Raw genomic sequence first — 15,649 nt, 5'->3', positions numbered from 1 at the left:
GGTGGGTATTTTTTTAGGGAACTTTGTTGAGCCAGTCTAGGACGCAGGCCTGTCAAGGCGCTGTCGCCTGCTCCATCCAGCCCAGCCAACGCATGGCCTGCTCGCGCGATTCGCCGCACATCTGCTCGCTGGGCTGCAGGGAGCTGCAGACCGCGGGACGATCCGGGTGACCGAAGATCTGGCAACGGTCTTGCGCATCGAGCTGGATGCAGCGCACGCCCGCCGGCTTGCTGACCCCGTTGATGACGGGCATGCCCGGGATGGGCGAGCTGATCGAAGGCGCTATGCAGCAGGCGGCGCAATGGGGACGGCAATTCATCGCGATATTGTCGGCGCTGAGGCGGCCGGCGGCCGTGACTTATCCACAGCCGATCCGTAAAATCACGGGTTTGCCCGCGCCAGCTTTGGCGACGTGGAAACCGGCCCAAAGCGAGCGCTTGCGGGGGCCGCCTAGACAGCAGCGAGAGAGCAGCAAACCCCATGCAATACCCCAAGGAATTCGATGTCATCGTGGTCGGTGGCGGACATGCCGGCACCGAAGCGGCGCTGGCCGCCGCCCGCATGGGCTGCGCCACCCTGCTGCTCACCCACAATATCGAGACCCTGGGGCAGATGAGCTGCAACCCCTCGATCGGCGGCATCGGCAAAGGCCATCTGGTCAAAGAGGTGGACGCGCTGGGCGGCGCCATGGCCGCGGCCACCGACGAGTCCGGCATCCAGTTCCGCATCCTCAATGGTTCCAAGGGCCCGGCCGTGCGCGCCACCCGCGCCCAGGCCGACCGGGTGCTCTACAAAGCCGCCATCCGCCACCGCCTGGAAAACCAGCCGAACCTCTGGCTGTTCCAGCAAGCCGTGGACGACCTGCTGGTCGAGTCCGACGGCCAGGGCGAGCGCGTGGTCGGCGCCGTCACGCAGATGGGTTTGCAGTTCCGCGCCCGCACCGTGGTGCTGACCGCCGGCACCTTCCTCGATGGCCGCATCCATGTCGGCCTGGAAAACTACAGCGCCGGCCGCGCCGGTGACCCGCCGGCCATCAGCCTCTCGGCCCGGCTGAAAGAACTGAAGCTGCCGCAAGGCCGGCTCAAGACCGGCACGCCGCCGCGCATCGACGGCCGCAGCATTGATTTTTCCAAGTGCGAAGAACAAGGCGGCGACCTCGATCCGGTACCGGTGTTCAGCTTCCTCGGCGACGCCGCGCAGCACCCGCGCCAACTGCCCTGCTGGATCACCCACACCTCGGAGGCAACGCACGCCATCATCCGCTCCGGCTTCGACCGCAGCCCCATGTTCACCGGCGTGATCGAAGGCGTGGGCCCGCGCTACTGCCCCAGCATCGAGGACAAGGTCAACCGCTTCGCCGACAAGGACAGCCACCAGATCTTTCTGGAACCCGAGGGCCTGACGACCCACGAGTACTACCCCAACGGCATCTCCACCTCCCTGCCCTTCGACATCCAGCTGGCCGCCGTGCGCTCGATCCCGGGCCTGGAGAACGCCCACATCATGCGGCCGGGCTATGCCATCGAGTACGACTACTTCGACCCGCGCGGCCTGAAGTCCAGCTTCGAAACCCGGGACATCGGCGGCCTGTTCTTTGCCGGTCAGATCAACGGCACCACGGGCTACGAGGAAGCCGCGGCCCAAGGCCTGTTCGCCGGCCTGAACGCCGCCCTGCAGGTGCGCGGCCAAGGCCCCTGGTTGCCGGGCCGCGACCAGGCTTATCTGGGCGTGCTGGTCGACGATCTGATCACCAAGGGCGTGACCGAGCCTTACCGCATGTTCACCAGCCGCGCCGAGTTCCGCCTGCAGCTGCGCGAAGACAACGCCGACATGCGCCTGACCGAAGTCGGCCGCCAGCTGGGCCTGGTGGACGACATCCGCTGGACTGCCTTCAACCGCAAGCGCGACGCTGTTTCACGTGAAACAGAGAAGCTGAAGTCAACCTGGGTGCACCCCAGCATCCTGCCGGCGGCCGATGCCGAGCGTCTGGTCGGCAAAGCGCTGGAGCGCGAGTACAACTTCATCGACCTACTGCGCCGCCCCGGCGTGGTCTACGACACCCTGGCCGAAGTGGCGGCCATCGCTCGGCCGGAAGCCGCTGTTTCACGTGAAACACTGACGGCCGATCTGGGCAAGACCATGGCCGATGCCGTCATCGAGCAGATCGAAACCAGCGTCAAATACGCCGGCTACATCAACAAGCAGGTCGAAGATGTGGCCCGTGCAGCCAATCTGGAGAACCTCCGCCTGCCCGCCGAACTGGACTACAACGAAATCCAGGCCCTGTCCTTCGAGGTCCGCCAGAAGCTCAACACCCACCGACCCGAGACCCTGGGCCAGGCTTCGCGCGTTTCGGGCGTCACGCCCGCCGCCATCTCCCTGCTGCTGGTGCACCTCAAAAAGAAGCGCTTCAAGGGCTTTGAGGGCGGCGCGGCTCCCGCGGCACCCGACCCGGCCTTGGCCTGAGTCGAGCACAGCGCTTCACTGCCTTCACCACCCCCCATTTCACCCGGAACCCGATTTCGATGATTGACGACACCTGGTCCACTTTGCGCCCTACCCTGGTCGCCGCCGCCGACACCTTGAAGCTCAGCCTCGGCGACGCCCAGATCGACAGGCTGCTGGCCTACTTGGCCATGATCAGCAAGTGGAACAAGGTCTACAACCTGACCGCCGTACGCGAACCCCAGGCCATGCTGACCCAGCATCTGGTCGACAGCCTCAGCCTGCTGCCCGCCCTGCGGCGCCACAGCCAGAGCAGCGGGCAAAGCAGCTTGCGACTGATGGACGTGGGCAGCGGCGGTGGCTTGCCAGGCGTGGTGGTGGCCATCTGCGAACCGAACATCGATGTCACTTGTGTGGACGCCGTGGCCAAGAAGGCCAGCTTCATCAAGCAGGTGGCGGCCGAGCTGCGTCTGCCCAATCTGCATGGCGAGCATTCACGCGTCGAAGCGCTGAACACCTCGCCCTTCGACCTGATCACCTCGCGTGCCTTTGCATCTCTGCTGGACTTCACGACCTTGACCCGCCAGCACCTCAAGCCCGGCGCCGATTCCGGGGCGATTTGGCTGGCCATGAAGGGCCAACATCCGAGCGATGAGCTGGCCGCCTTGCCCGCCGACTTGGATGTGTTTCACGTGGAACAACTGCAGGTGCCCGGCCTCGATGCCCAGCGCTGCCTGATTTGGATTCGCCCCAAGGCCTGAAAATGTGTGCCGCGCGCGGCCGCGTACACGCCTCGCCACAAAAGCACGACCCTTCTGCAGCTACCATCACGCCTGCTTAGAAAAACGAGACCATGGCCAAGATCTTCTGCGTTGCCAACCAAAAGGGCGGGGTCGGCAAGACCACCACCACCGTCAACCTCGCCGCCGGCCTGGCCAAGGTCGGCCAGCGCGTGTTGGTGGTGGACCTGGACCCGCAGGGCAATGCCACCATGGGCTCGGGCATCGACAAGCGCGCGCTGGAGCTCAGCGTCTACGACGTGCTGCTGGAATCGGCCTCGGTCAAGGAAGCCAAGCAGACCAGCGAGAAGGTCGGCTACGACGTGCTGGGCGCCAACCGTGAACTGGCCGGCGCCGAAGTCGAGCTGGTTGATTTGGAGCGCCGCGAACGCCGCCTCAAGGGCGCCCTCGCTGCCGCCAACGACGACTACGACTTCGTCTTGATCGACTGCCCGCCTTCGCTGTCCATGCTGACGCTGAACGGCCTCTGCTGCGCCCACGGCGTGGTCGTGCCCATGCAGTGCGAGTACTTCGCGCTGGAAGGCCTCTCGGACCTGGTCAACACCATCAAGCAGGTGCATGCCAATCTCAATGCCGACCTGCAGATCATTGGCCTGCTGCGGGTGATGTTCGACCCGCGCATCACCCTGCAGAACCAGGTCAGCGATCAGCTCAAGCAGCACTTTGGCGATAAGGTCTTCGACACCGTGATTCCGCGCAATGTGCGCCTGGCCGAAGCGCCCAGCTACGGCCTGCCCGGCGTGGTGTTTGACCCTGCCTCCAAGGGTGCCCAGGCTTTCATCGAGTTCGCACGTGAAATGGTGCGCCGCGTCGGCAGCATGTGAAGTGAATGGGCCGGCGATGAGCGAAGAGGCTGCGCTGCTGACCGGCGACTGGGACCTGGCTTGGCGGGCCGAGCAGGCCGGGCTCAATGCCAGCGCCCCACCCCAACAGCAACGCGTCGAGGGCTGGCTGATCCGCCTCTCACCCGGCAAGGCCAAGCGTTCGCGCTGCATCAATGCGCTGGAAGCCGGCAGCCTGCCGCTCGACGACTTGCTGTCGCGCTGCCAGCTCGCTTTCCAGGCCGCTGGCCTGCCCTTGATCGTCCGCCTCACGCCCTTCACCCAGCCGGCTGATCTGGATGCCACGCTGAGAGCCAAAGGCTGGGCCCGTTTCGATGCGGCCGATGTGATGGTCCGCGCTCATCTGGACGAACTGCCCGCCGCCCTGCCCCCAGGCCAAAGTCTGGAGCTCTTGGACGCGCCCTCGTACGCAAACTTGGTCGGAGCCTTGCGCGAATCCAGCGCCGTCGAGATCGAGGCCCATGCCCAACGCCTGCTCGCCTCGCCGGTGGTCTACCAAGGCCATACCTTGAGCGATGAGCACGGTGAACTGCTGGCCTGCGGACAGCTGGCCTGCGAAGGGGCCATGGCGGGGCTGTATGACGTCTTCACGCCGCCCGCCAGGCGCGGACAGGGGCATGCCAGGGTCTTGTGCGCGGCCCTGCTGGAGCGTGCCAAATCCCAGGGCGCGACCCAAGCCTATCTGCAAGTCGGCAGTGACAACGAAAGCGCTCAGCGCGCCTATCGTCATCTGGGCTTTGCCGTCGCCTACCGCTACCACTACCGCTCTCCCGAACCGTCTATTTGAGCGGTGCCAGTGCGAATCAATCGCGCGGTTTCCAGACCTTCAAAAGGGTGTGGCGGGTGAAGCCCGGCACGAAATCGTGCACGTGGCTGATGCAGACATAACCGAGGTGTTCGTAGAGCGCGGCCGTCTCGTCGGACTGGGTTTCAATCAAGGCGTCGACACAGCCGCGACGCAAGGCCTGGGCCTCGATCTGGCGCAGGCAAGCACTGCCCAAGCCCTGCCCGCGTAAGTCCTCCCGGACCCACAGATAGTCGACGTAGAGCCTTTGGAACTCGGTGCGGCCGCTGGCGCCCAAGAGCAGCTCGCCCTGTTCATCGAAGCGTGCGCAGGCGATGTCCTGCGCATCGCTGCCCTGGGTCTGCTGGCGGCCGAACAGGCGCACGCGCTCGCGCAAGGCCTGCACGGCCGCCGACGAGACCTCCTCATCCCGCCACCAGCGCTCGGCCTCACCGCGCAGCGCCGGGCTCACACCAGACCCAGGCTTTCTTCGAGACCCAGGTGCACATTCATGGCTTGCACGGCGGCGCCGCTGGCGCCCTTGCCGAGGTTGTCCAGGCGGGCCATGACGAGGATCTGCGTCTCGGAGCCGAAGACGAACAGGTCCACCCGGTTCGTGTCATTGCAGCCCTGCACATCGAAGAAGCCCTCGGCCAGGGTGTCAGCATCGCGCAACGGCATCACGCGGAGGAAGCGCTCGCCTTCGTAATGCGCGGCCAGGGCCTGCTGCACATGCTCGGCCTGGGTGCCGGCACGCAGCTGGCTCAGGTGCAGAGGCACGGTCACCGCCAGGCCCTTGTAGAAATTGCCGACGATGGGCATGAAGACCGGCGCGCTCTTGAGGCCGGTGTGGGCCATCATCTCGGGCAGATGCTTGTGGGCCAGACCCAGGGCATAAGGGCGGGGCGAGAGCAGCTTGGCATTGCCGCCCGCCTCGTACTCGCCAATCATGCCCTTGCCGCCACCGGAATAACCGGTGATCGAGGTGGCCGAGACCAAGGCCTCGGGCGCCAGCAGGCCGGCATCGACCAGGGGGCGCAAGGCCAGGATGAAGGCACTGGCATGGCAACCCGGGTTGGCGATGCGCTTGGCGCCGCGGATGGCATCGCGCTGGCTCTTGCACAGCTCGGGCAGGCCGAAGGCCCAGCCGGGCACGGTGCGGTGCGCGGTGCTGGCGTCGATCAGGCAGGTCTTGGGATTGCTGATCATGGCCGCGGCTTCACGTGAAGCGGCATCGGGCAGGCACAAGAAAGCCACATCGGCGGCGTTGAGCAGGCGCGCACGCTCGGCCGAGTCCTTGCGCTTGTCAGCGTCGATGCGCAGCACTTCCACATCCTGACGCGCGGCCAGGTACTCATGGATGCGCAGACCCGTCGTGCCCTCTTGTCCATCCACAAAAACCGCGTACGTCATGACTTCTCCAGCACAATCAAATTCAAAGAAGTGAAAGCATAAGGCAAGCGAATGAAAGCAAGCACCGTCCTCCTGCTGCCCGGCTGGTTGAACTCCGGCCCTGGGCATTGGCAAAGCCTCTGGGAGGCGCAATTCGGCCACCTGCGGGTTGAACAATCCGACTGGGAGCGGCCGCTGCGCGGCGACTGGATGGCGCGCCTGGACGAGGTGCTGCAAGCACAGGATGAACCCGTGGTCTTGGTGGCCCATTCCCTGGGCTGCCAGCTGGTGGCCAGCTGGGCCTCGCATTCCCGCCACACGGCGCGCGTTCGCGGCGCCCTGCTGGTGGCACCACCCGACACCGAGGCGCCAGGAACCCCGCCGCAGCTGCACAACTGGCGCCAGATCCAGCGCGGCCGCCTGCCCTTCCCGGCCATCGCCGTGATCAGCAGCGACGACCCTTTCTGTGCGCCCGAGCGCGGCGCGCAGATGGCGGCGGACTGGGGCGCCAGCCTGGTGCTGGCTGGCCCGCGCGGTCATCTCAATGCCGACTCCGGCCTCGGCGACTGGCCCGAGGGTCAGGTCTTGCTGGCCCAGCTGATGCGCGCCGAGTCATAAGGGACAATCGCCCCATGGTCACCAAGAAACCCAAAGGCCTCGGCCTCGGCCTCGAAGCGCTGCTCGGCCCCAAAGTCAACGAAGCGGAAGCAGCCGCCGCCCGCGAAGGCAGCCCCAGCCAGCTGCGCCTGGAGCAGATGCAGGCCGGCAAATACCAGCCGCGCACGCGCATGGACGAAGGCTCACTCTACGAGCTGGCCGAGAGCATCAAGGGCCAGGGCATCATGCAGCCCATCCTGGTGCGCCCGATCGCCCCGCCCTCGCCGCTCAGCGATGTGCGCTATGAAATCATCGCCGGCGAACGCCGCTTCCGTGCCGCCAAGCTGGCCGGTCTGCGCGAGGTGCCGGTGCTGGTCAAGGCCGTACCGGACGAGGCCGCGGCCGCCATGGCCCTGATCGAAAACATCCAGCGCGAGGACCTGAACCCGCTGGAAGAGGCCCAGGGCCTGCAGCGCCTGGTCAACGAGTTCCACCTGACCCATGAACAGGCCGCCCAAGCCGTGGGCCGCTCGCGCAGCGCCGCCAGCAATCTGCTGCGCCTGCTGCAGCTGGTCGAGCCGGTGCAGAACATGCTGATGGCCGGCGACATCGACATGGGCCATGCCCGCGCCTTGCTGCCGCTGGACGGCGCGCACCAGATCACCTGCGCCACCGAGATCGCCGCCAAGAAGCTCAGCGTGCGTGAAGCCGAAAAGCTGGTGTCGCGCCAAGGCGCCGGCCGCCAGACGCCGCTGCTGCGCGTCAAAGGTGACAAGAGCCGCGACCTGCTGCGCTTGGAAGAGGAGTTATCTGACCTGTTGACCGCGGTGGTCGAGGTGCGGGTCAAGAAGCGCACCAAACGCGGTGAACAGGGCGAGCTGTCCATCCAGTTTGCCTCGCTGGACGAGCTCAACGGCCTGATCGAACGGCTGCGAAAAAACGACTGACGCGGGCGCCCAAAGCGGCGTCACACCAAAATCGGCAGATCGGCGTAGCATCGCTCCATGCTTGGTTTTGGCGGGCGGTTTGAACTGCGGTGATTGCCGCGCTTTTTGACCCTTTGAACGGCCTCAGCCGGGCCAAGCTGGAACCACTGCCACTGTTCCCGGAAAGCTCTGATGACGCCCCCAGCCACCGCCATGGCTTGTGAGCGCAAGGACTTCATCAGAACTTCCCAGGTGATGCGCTGACGAGCCGTGTCTGCGTGCTGCCCGGGACCTTACCGGAGGTCAGCATGGACGTGATCAGCAGCTTCACCAAGCGCTACGAGCGCACCCGCGTCGAAGAGCTTTCGCTCGAGGATTACCTCAACGAATGCAAGCGCAACCCCCTCGCCTACGCCACCGCGGCCGAGCGCATGCTCAAGGCCATCGGCGAGCCGGAAATGATCGACACGCGCCACGACGCGCGCCTGTCCCGCCTGTTCGCCAACAAGACGATCAAGATCTACCCCGCCTTCGCCGAGTTCTACGGCCTCGAGGAAGCGATCGAGCAAGTGGTCAGCTACTTCCGCCACGCCGCCCAGGGCCTGGAAGAGAAGAAGCAGATCCTCTACCTGCTGGGCCCCGTCGGCGGCGGCAAGAGTTCCATCGCCGAGCGGCTCAAGAGCCTGATGGAGCAGGTGCCTTTCTATGCCCTGGCCGGCTCGCCAGTGAACGAGTCACCGCTGGGCTTGTTCGATGTGGTCGAAGACGGCCCCCTGCTGGAGCAGGAGTACGGCATTCCTCGGCGTTATCTGAACCGCATCCTCAGTCCCTGGGCGGTCAAGCGCCTCGACGAATTCGGTGGCGACATCCGCCGCTTCAAGGTGGTCAAGCGTTACCCCAGCGTACTCAAGCAAGTGGGTGTGGCCAAGACCGAGCCGGGCGACGAGAACAACCAGGATATCTCCTCCCTGGTCGGCAAGGTCGACATCCGCAAGCTGGAAACCTATGCCCAGGACGACCCCGATGCCTACAGCTACTCGGGCGGCCTCTGCTTGGCCAACCAAGGCCTGCTGGAGTTTGTGGAAATGTTCAAGGCACCGATCAAGGTGCTGCACCCCTTGCTGACCGCCACACAGGAAGGCAATTACAAGGGCACGGAAGGTTTCGGCGCCATCCCCTTCGACGGCGTGGTGCTGGCCCACAGCAATGAGAGCGAGTGGAAGACCTTCCGCAACAACAAGAACAACGAAGCCTTCCTGGACCGCATTTACATCGTCAAGGTGCCTTACTGCCTGCGTGTCAGCGAAGAGGTCAAGATCTACGAGAAGCTGATCCGCGGCTCCTCCCTGGCCGAGGCCAAATGCGCGCCCGGCACGCTCAAGATCATGAGCCAGTTCGCCGTGCTGACCCGGCTGAAAGAGCCCGAGAACTCCTCGCTCTATTCCAAGATGCAGGTCTATGACGGCGAGAGCCTCAAGGACACCGACCCGCGCGCCAAGAGCTTCCAGGAATACCGCGACTACGCTGGCGTCGACGAAGGCATGAGCGGCATCTCCACCCGCTTCGCCTACAAGATCCTGTCCAAGGTCTTCAATTTCGACAGCGCCGAGGTGGCGGCCAACCCGGTGCACCTGATGTATGTGCTGGAGCAGCAGATCGAGCGCGAGCAGTTCCCGGCCGAGGTCGAGCAGAAGTACGTCGGATTCATCAAGGAAGCGCTGGCGCCGCGCTATGCCGAGTTCATCGGCAAGGAGATCCAGACCGCTTATCTGGAGAGTTATTCCGAATACGGCCAGAACATCTTCGACCGCTACGTCACCTACGCTGACTACTGGATCCAGGACCAGGAGTACCGCGACACCGACACCGGCGAGGTCTTCGACCGCGTGGCCCTGAATGCCGAGCTGGAGAAGATCGAGAAACCCGCCGGCATCAGCAACCCGAAAGACTTCCGCAACGAGATCGTCAACTTCGTGCTGCGCGCGCGCGCCAACAACGCCGGCAAGAACCCGGCCTGGACCAGCTACGAGAAGCTGCGCACGGTGATCGAGAAGAAGATGTTCTCCAACACCGAGGAGCTGCTGCCTGTGATCAGCTTCAACGCCAAAGCCAGCGCCGACGAGGCCAAGAAGCACGAGAACTTTGTGCAGCGCATGGTGGACAAGGGCTACACGGCCAAGCAGGTGCGGCTGCTGTGCGAGTGGTATTTGAGGGTTCGCAAGAGTTCTTGAAGGAAACGAAGGCGACACGCAGGAGCAAGCACCCATGCTGCAGCAGATCATCGACCGACGGCTCTCTGGAAAGAACAAGTCCATCGGCAACCGTGAGCGCTTCCTGCAGCGCCACAAAACACAGATCCGCGAGGCGGTGCGCCGCGCTGTGGACGGCCGCGGCATCCGTGACATGGAGCGCGGCGAGGATGTGCACATCCCCAAAAAGGACTTGAGCGAGCCGGTATTTGGACACGGCGAGGGCGGCGTGCGCGAGGTGGTGCGGCCGGGCAATACCGAGCATGTCAAAGGTGACCGTGTCGCCAAGCCCAAGGGTGGCGGTCAGGGCCAGGGCGGCGGCCAAGCCAGCGATTCCGGCGAGGGCGAGGACGACTTCGTCTTCCACCTGAGCCGCGAAGAATTCATGCAGGTGTTTTTCGAGGACCTGGCCCTGCCCAATCTCGAGCGCACCCAACTGGCCGAAACACCGGAGTGGAAGAGCCACCGGGCCGGCTTCACCAACGACGGCACGCCGACCAACCTCCATGTGGTGCGCTCCATGCGCGGCGCTTTGAGCCGCCGCATCGCCCTGGGCACGGGCAAGCGCCGCGAGCTGCACGAGCTGGAAGAACGCCTGGCCCTGCTCAAGCGCGAGAACCCGGCCGAGCTGGAAGTGCAACGCATGCTCAAGGAAACCGAGGATCGCATCGCCTTCCTCAAGCAGCGCATTGCAGCGATTCCGTTTCTCGACCCCATCGACCTGCGCTTTCGCAACCGCGTGCGCACGCCGGTGCCGACCAGCCGGGCCGTCATGTTCTGCCTGATGGACGTGTCCGGCTCCATGGACGAAAGCCGCAAGGACCTGGCCAAGCGTTTTTTCATCCTGCTCTACCTCTTCCTGACGCGGCATTACGAGAAGATCGATGTGGTCTTCATCCGCCACCACACCCAGGCCCAGGAGGTGGACGAGCAGAATTTTTTCCACGCCACCGAGACCGGCGGCACTGTGGTTTCCAGCGCCCTGGTGCTGATGGAAGAAATCATCCGCGCGCGCTATCCCAGCAGCGAATGGAACATCTACGGCGCCCAGGCCAGCGATGGCGACAACTGGCACCACGACAGCGGCCGCTGCCGCGAGCTGCTGGCGCAGCAGATCTTGCCGCTCTGCCGCTATTTCGCCTATGTGCAAGTGGCCGAGCAGGAACAGAACCTCTGGGACGAGTACAGCAAGCTCAGCGAAGAGGTGCGCCACTTCGCCATGCGCAAAGCCACCGAGGCCTCCCAGATCTACCCGGTCTTCCGTGAGCTCTTCAAAAAGGAAGGGGCACAGGCATGAGCCAGATCGAGAACCGCCGCCAGATCGGCATCGCACCCTTGACCGATGAATACGGCGGCCGCCGCGGCCGCGCGCCCCTGCGAGAAATGAAGCCCGCCGGCCCCCGCCCGGCCCAGCCCCTGCCCTCGCCCAGCGACTGGACCTTCGAGCTGATCGACGAATACCACGACGTCATCCGCGCCACCGCCGAGCGTTACGGCCTGGACACCTACCCCAACCAGCTCGAGATCATCACCGCCGAGCAGATGATGGACGCGTATGCCTCGGTGGGCATGCCGGTCAATTACCGGCACTGGAGCTATGGCAAGGAGTTCATCGCCACCGAGCGCAACTACAAGCGCGGCCAGATGGGCCTGGCCTACGAGATCGTCATCAACTCCGACCCCTGCATCGCCTACCTGATGGAAGAGAACTCCATGGCCATGCAGGCCCTGGTGATCGCCCACGCCAGCTACGGCCACAACAGCTTCTTCAAAGGCAATTACCTGTTCCGCATGTGGACCGATGCGTCCAGCATCATCGACTACCTGGTCTATGCCAAGAACTTCGTCGCCGACTGCGAGCAGCGCCACGGCCTGGCCCAGGTCGAGCAGGTGCTGGACTCCTGCCATGCGCTGATGTCCTACGGTGTCGACCGCTACCGCCGCCCGGCCAAGCTGTCCCTGGCCCAGGAACGCAGCCGCCTGGCCGACCGCGAGGCCCATGCCCAGCTGCAAATCAATGAGCTCTGGCGCACCCTGCCCAAGCGGGCTGACAAGGCCGATGAGGCCGCCGAAGCCCGGCGCTTTCCAGACGAGCCGCAGGAGAACCTCCTCTACTTCATCGAAAAGAACGCCCCCCTGCTGGAACCCTGGCAACGCGAAATCGTGCGCATCGTGCGCAAGATCGCCCAGTACTTCTACCCCCAGCGCCAGACCCAGGTGATGAACGAAGGCTGGGCCACCTTCTGGCACCACCGCCTGCTGAACCAGATGTACGACGACGGCTATCTGAGCGACGGCATGATGATCGAATGGCTGAAGTCGCACACCAATGTGGTGGCACAGCAGCCCATGGCGAATCTGAACCCCTATGCCCTGGGCTTTGCGATGTACACCGACATCAAGCGCATCTGCGAAAAGCCCACCGAAGAAGACCGGCGCTGGTTCCCCGACATCGCCGGCAGCGACTGGCTGCCCACGCTGGACCACGCCATGCGCAACTTCAAGGACGAGAGCTTCATCGGCCAGTACCTGAGCCCGCATCTGATGCGCGAGTTCCGGCTGTTCTCCATCCTCGACGATGAAAAGCAGTCCGAGTACGAGATCTCGGCCATCCACGACGAAAGCGGCTACCAGCATGTGCGCGAGGCCTTGTCGCGCCAGTACGACCTCAGCACCCGCGAGCCCAATATCCAGGTCTGGAACGTCAATCTGCGCGGCGACCGCTCCCTGACCCTACGCCACACCCAGCATATGGACCGGCCCCTGCACGACAGCGCACAAGAGGTGCTCAAGCATGTGGCGCGACTCTGGGGCTTTGGCGTGCAGCTGGAGAGCGCCAATGACAAGGGCGACATCACGCGGCGTTGGAGCGTGCCGCCGCCCACGCACTGAGCCATCCGGCGCAGGCCGGCAGGCGTCAGCCGCACAAGCGCCCCACTTGTGGGGGACAGCTTCCAGGCCACATTCGCCCTAGCATCTCAAGCCTCAAGACTTGGAGGCTGAGATGAACCTGCACGACACGAACTCAAAGCACCGCCCGGCTTTCGCACAGCGGCCCATCGCCACAGCAGCCACCTGCTTGCTGATCAGCATCGCCTCGCTGGGCCTCAGCGCTTGCGGGGGTGGTGGGGGCGGCGATTCTTCCGTAGTCACCCCGCTGCCGGTGCCGGTGCCCGAGCCGGTCAAGCTGATCGCCCCGCCGACCAAGGCCGCTACCCTGGCTCAGAGTGGCGAGGCCGCCCAAGACAGCGTCAAGGCCACCACGGCCGCTGCCGCCGACCTGGTCCGCCGGAGCAATGACCCCAGCAGCGTGTTCCTGCCTTTTGGCGAGCTGATGGGCGGACGTCAGACCAGCCCCAAGCCCAGCAGCGCCGACAGCGATCGGCGCAAGATCCTGGCCGAGACCATCAGCTGCAGCAGCCTGGGCATCACCACGATACGCAACTGCACCGGGTCCATCGTCATGGATACCAATGTCAGCAGCACGGCAACGTCATTGCCGGCGGGCAGCTTCATCAGCTTTCGCTTCGACAAGATCGCTGGCCTGATCGACGGCCAGAGCTTCACCCTCGATGGCAGCATGCGCATCGACTTCCTGACCGCCGTCAGCAATCTCGACAATCCGGGCAACAACATCAAGCTGCAGCTGGGTTTCGACAAATTCGTCGGCACCGGCGGCGGTGAGTCTTTCGGCCCGGTCACCGCCATCGCCTTGCTCGAAGTCGACGCCCTCGGCCAGAGCAGCCTCACCATGAACGGTGTGCAGTATTTCGAGCTGGGCCAGGTCAGCGGCAGCGACAGCAGCAACTTCAGCTTGGGCCGCAGCAAGCTGCGCGCCGCCCATTGGAGCGACAGCAAGAGCTATGTCGACTACCAGTTCAGCAACTGGCAAAACAGCAATGGCCGGCCTGTGCAAGGCTCGAGCGCCACGCTGATGGCCGGCCAGGACAAGGCGTGGATCACGGTCGACTCCAGCAGCATTGGCCAGGTCAGCTACCGCGTGCAGCTGAGCAGCGGCGGTGTGGCCAAAAACTACCAGGTGCTGGCCAGCTACAGCGGCAGCACGGTCAGCTACAGCGTCAAGGCCTTGTGATCCCGCGTGGCCTGCGGCGTCCACCGCCCCTCAGGCCACGAAGATCTTGCCCGGGTTCATGATCTGAGCCGGGTCCAGCGCCGCCTTGATGCTGCGCATCAGGGCCACCGCGCCCGGCCCGGCCTCGTCGAGCAGAAAGCCCTGCTTGTGCAGGCCGATGCCATGCTCGCCCGTGCAGGTGCCGCCCAGGCGCAGGGCTCGGGCCACCATCTGCGCGCTCAGGCGCTCGGCCAGCTCGCGCTCCGCCGGCTGCTGCGGATCGATCAGATAGCCCATATGGAAATTGCCGTCGCCAACATGGCCGACGATGAAATAGGGCAGGTCGGTGGCCTCGACCTCGCGCACCGATTCATTGATGCTCTCGGCCAAGCGTGAGATGGGCACGCAGGTGTCGGTGGTCACGCAGCGGCAGCCCGGCCGGGTCTGAAGCGCTGACAAATAAGCGTGGTGGCGCGCCGTCCACAGCCGCGTGCGCGCCTCGGGTGTGCTGGCCCACTCGAAGGCCTCGCCGCCCTGATCCACAGCCAGTGCCTGCACGCTTTGCGCCTGCTCGGCCACGCTGGCCGCCGAGCCATGGAACTCCATCAGCAACATCGCCGATTCGCGCAAGCCCAGATGGTCGTGGGCATTGACGGCGCGCACGGCATGGGCATCGAGCAGCTCGCAGCGGGCGATCGGGATGCCCATCTGGATGATGGCAATCGTGGTCTGCACCGCCGCGTCGATGCTGGGGAAAAAGCAAATGGCGGCCGACACCGCCTCGGGCAGCGGATAAAGGCGCAGGGTCAGCTCGGTGATCACACCCAGCGTGCCCTCGCTGCCCACGAACAAACGGGTCAGGTCGTAGCCGGCGCTGCTCTTGCGCGCGCGGCTGCCGGTGCGGATCTGCTCGCCGCTGGCCGTCAGCACGGTCAGGCCCAGCACGTTCTCGCGCATCGTGCCGTAGCGCACCGCATTCGTGCCGCTGGCGCGTGTGGCCGCCATGCCGCCCAGCGAGGCATCGGCCCCTGGGTCGATGGGGAAGAACAGGCCGCTGTGGCGAATCTCCTGGTTCAACTGCTGTCGGGTCACGCCGGCCTGCACGGTGACCGTCAGGTCCTCGGGGTGCAGCTGCAGGATGGCCTTCATGCCGCTCAGGTCCAGGCTGATGCCACCCTGCACCGCCAGCAGATGGCCTTCCAATGAAGTGCCGGTGCCGTAGGGGATGACGGGTACGCCATGCTGCTGAGCCAGCTGCAGGACAAAGGCCACCTCCTCATTGCTTTGGGCAAACACCACCGCGTCGGGCGGCGCCACGTCGAAAGGGGATTCGTCACGGCCGTGCAGCTCCCGCTGGGCCAGGGCCGTGCTGCAGCGGGTACCAAAGCGCCCCTGCAGGGCCGTCAGCATCTCTGCCGGCAGCACGCGGGCCTGCTTGCTTGACTCGGACATCACTCGCTCAGCGGCATACAGCTTGATCCAAGCGTTAGCGGATTGCCGCCGCCATTGCCACCGCGGCCCGTCACAGACAAAAACACCGGA

15 protein-coding genes are annotated in these 15,649 nt (G+C 64.9%); 10 read left to right on the top strand and 5 right to left on the bottom strand.

The window, feature by feature from the left end:
• Window positions 1–52 precede the first annotated feature (52 nt).
• Window positions 53–319, bottom strand: a complete 267-nt coding sequence (locus LNV28_RS06305) for a YkgJ family cysteine cluster protein (RefSeq protein WP_263515905.1) — start codon at window positions 317–319, stop codon at window positions 53–55.
• Between the two features lie 161 nt (window positions 320–480).
• Between LNV28_RS06305 and mnmG the strand changes: the two genes are divergently transcribed.
• The 4 genes from mnmG to LNV28_RS06285 all read left to right on the top strand — a co-directional run bounded on the left by mnmG (window position 481) and on the right by LNV28_RS06285 (window position 4,874).
• Window positions 481–2,466 (top strand): tRNA uridine-5-carboxymethylaminomethyl(34) synthesis enzyme MnmG, encoded by a 1,986-nt coding sequence (mnmG, locus tag LNV28_RS06300; RefSeq protein WP_263515906.1) that lies wholly within the window; start codon window positions 481–483, stop codon window positions 2,464–2,466.
• A 53-nt stretch (window positions 2,467–2,519) separates the two neighbouring features.
• Complete coding sequence (gene rsmG / locus LNV28_RS06295; RefSeq protein ID WP_411969923.1) at window positions 2,520–3,206, top strand: 16S rRNA (guanine(527)-N(7))-methyltransferase RsmG; 687 nt, start codon at window positions 2,520–2,522, stop codon at window positions 3,204–3,206.
• A 92-nt stretch (window positions 3,207–3,298) separates the two neighbouring features.
• Entirely contained in the window at window positions 3,299–4,069 is a 771-nt protein-coding gene (locus tag LNV28_RS06290) for a ParA family protein (protein WP_263515908.1), read from the top strand.
• Window positions 4,070–4,085: 16 nt separating this feature from the next.
• Entirely contained in the window at window positions 4,086–4,874 is a 789-nt protein-coding gene (locus LNV28_RS06285) for a GNAT family N-acetyltransferase (protein ID WP_263515909.1), read from the top strand.
• A gap of 16 nt (window positions 4,875–4,890) precedes the next feature.
• Here LNV28_RS06285 and LNV28_RS06280 read toward each other — a convergent pair whose 3' ends face one another.
• Both LNV28_RS06280 and argC read right to left on the bottom strand, forming a co-directional pair.
• A complete protein-coding gene (locus LNV28_RS06280) occupies window positions 4,891–5,343 on the bottom strand; it encodes a GNAT family N-acetyltransferase (RefSeq protein ID WP_263515910.1) in 453 nt (150 codons plus the stop codon).
• Window positions 5,340–6,284, bottom strand: a complete 945-nt coding sequence (gene argC, locus LNV28_RS06275; RefSeq protein ID WP_263515911.1) for an N-acetyl-gamma-glutamyl-phosphate reductase — start codon at window positions 6,282–6,284, stop codon at window positions 5,340–5,342. Before argC ends, LNV28_RS06280 begins: the two co-directional genes overlap by 4 nt.
• Window positions 6,285–6,335: 51 nt before the next feature.
• On the opposite strand from argC, the gene LNV28_RS06270 reads away from it, so the two are divergent.
• Window positions 6,336–6,881, top strand: a complete 546-nt coding sequence (locus tag LNV28_RS06270; protein WP_263515912.1) for an RBBP9/YdeN family alpha/beta hydrolase — start codon at window positions 6,336–6,338, stop codon at window positions 6,879–6,881.
• 14 nt (window positions 6,882–6,895) lie between these two features.
• Window positions 6,896–7,807: a ParB/RepB/Spo0J family partition protein gene (locus LNV28_RS06265; RefSeq protein ID WP_263515913.1), complete on the top strand. Its 912-nt coding sequence runs from the start codon at window positions 6,896–6,898 to the stop codon at window positions 7,805–7,807.
• 20 nt (window positions 7,808–7,827) lie between these two features.
• Here the strand turns inward: LNV28_RS06265 and LNV28_RS06260 are convergent, their stop codons facing one another.
• Entirely contained in the window at window positions 7,828–8,025 is a 198-nt protein-coding gene (locus LNV28_RS06260) for a hypothetical protein (protein WP_263515914.1), read from the bottom strand.
• 69 nt (window positions 8,026–8,094) lie between these two features.
• On the opposite strand from LNV28_RS06260, the gene LNV28_RS06255 reads away from it, so the two are divergent.
• From LNV28_RS06255 to LNV28_RS06240, 4 genes are all read left to right on the top strand, one after another.
• Window positions 8,095–10,017, top strand: a complete 1,923-nt coding sequence (locus tag LNV28_RS06255; protein WP_263515915.1) for a PrkA family serine protein kinase — start codon at window positions 8,095–8,097, stop codon at window positions 10,015–10,017.
• 34 nt (window positions 10,018–10,051) lie between these two features.
• A complete protein-coding gene (locus tag LNV28_RS06250; protein ID WP_263515916.1) occupies window positions 10,052–11,332 on the top strand; it encodes a YeaH/YhbH family protein in 1,281 nt (426 codons plus the stop codon).
• An 86-nt stretch (window positions 11,333–11,418) separates the two neighbouring features.
• Window positions 11,419–12,927, top strand: coding sequence for a SpoVR family protein (locus LNV28_RS06245; protein WP_263517118.1), 1,509 nt, complete (start codon window positions 11,419–11,421; stop codon window positions 12,925–12,927).
• A gap of 112 nt (window positions 12,928–13,039) precedes the next feature.
• Entirely contained in the window at window positions 13,040–14,128 is a 1,089-nt protein-coding gene (locus tag LNV28_RS06240; RefSeq protein ID WP_263515917.1) for a hypothetical protein, read from the top strand.
• Between the two features lie 30 nt (window positions 14,129–14,158).
• On the opposite strand, the gene LNV28_RS06235 is transcribed toward LNV28_RS06240, so the two are convergent.
• Window positions 14,159–15,559, bottom strand: a complete 1,401-nt coding sequence (locus LNV28_RS06235) for an FAD-binding oxidoreductase (protein ID WP_263515918.1) — start codon at window positions 15,557–15,559, stop codon at window positions 14,159–14,161.
• Window positions 15,560–15,649 lie beyond the last annotated feature (90 nt).

The sequence above is a fragment of the Paucibacter sp. DJ2R-2 genome (genome assembly GCF_025717675.1).
In the GTDB taxonomy this organism is placed as follows: domain Bacteria; phylum Pseudomonadota; class Gammaproteobacteria; order Burkholderiales; family Burkholderiaceae_C; genus Paucibacter_A.
This window is presented reverse-complemented; position numbering and strand designations above follow the sequence as displayed.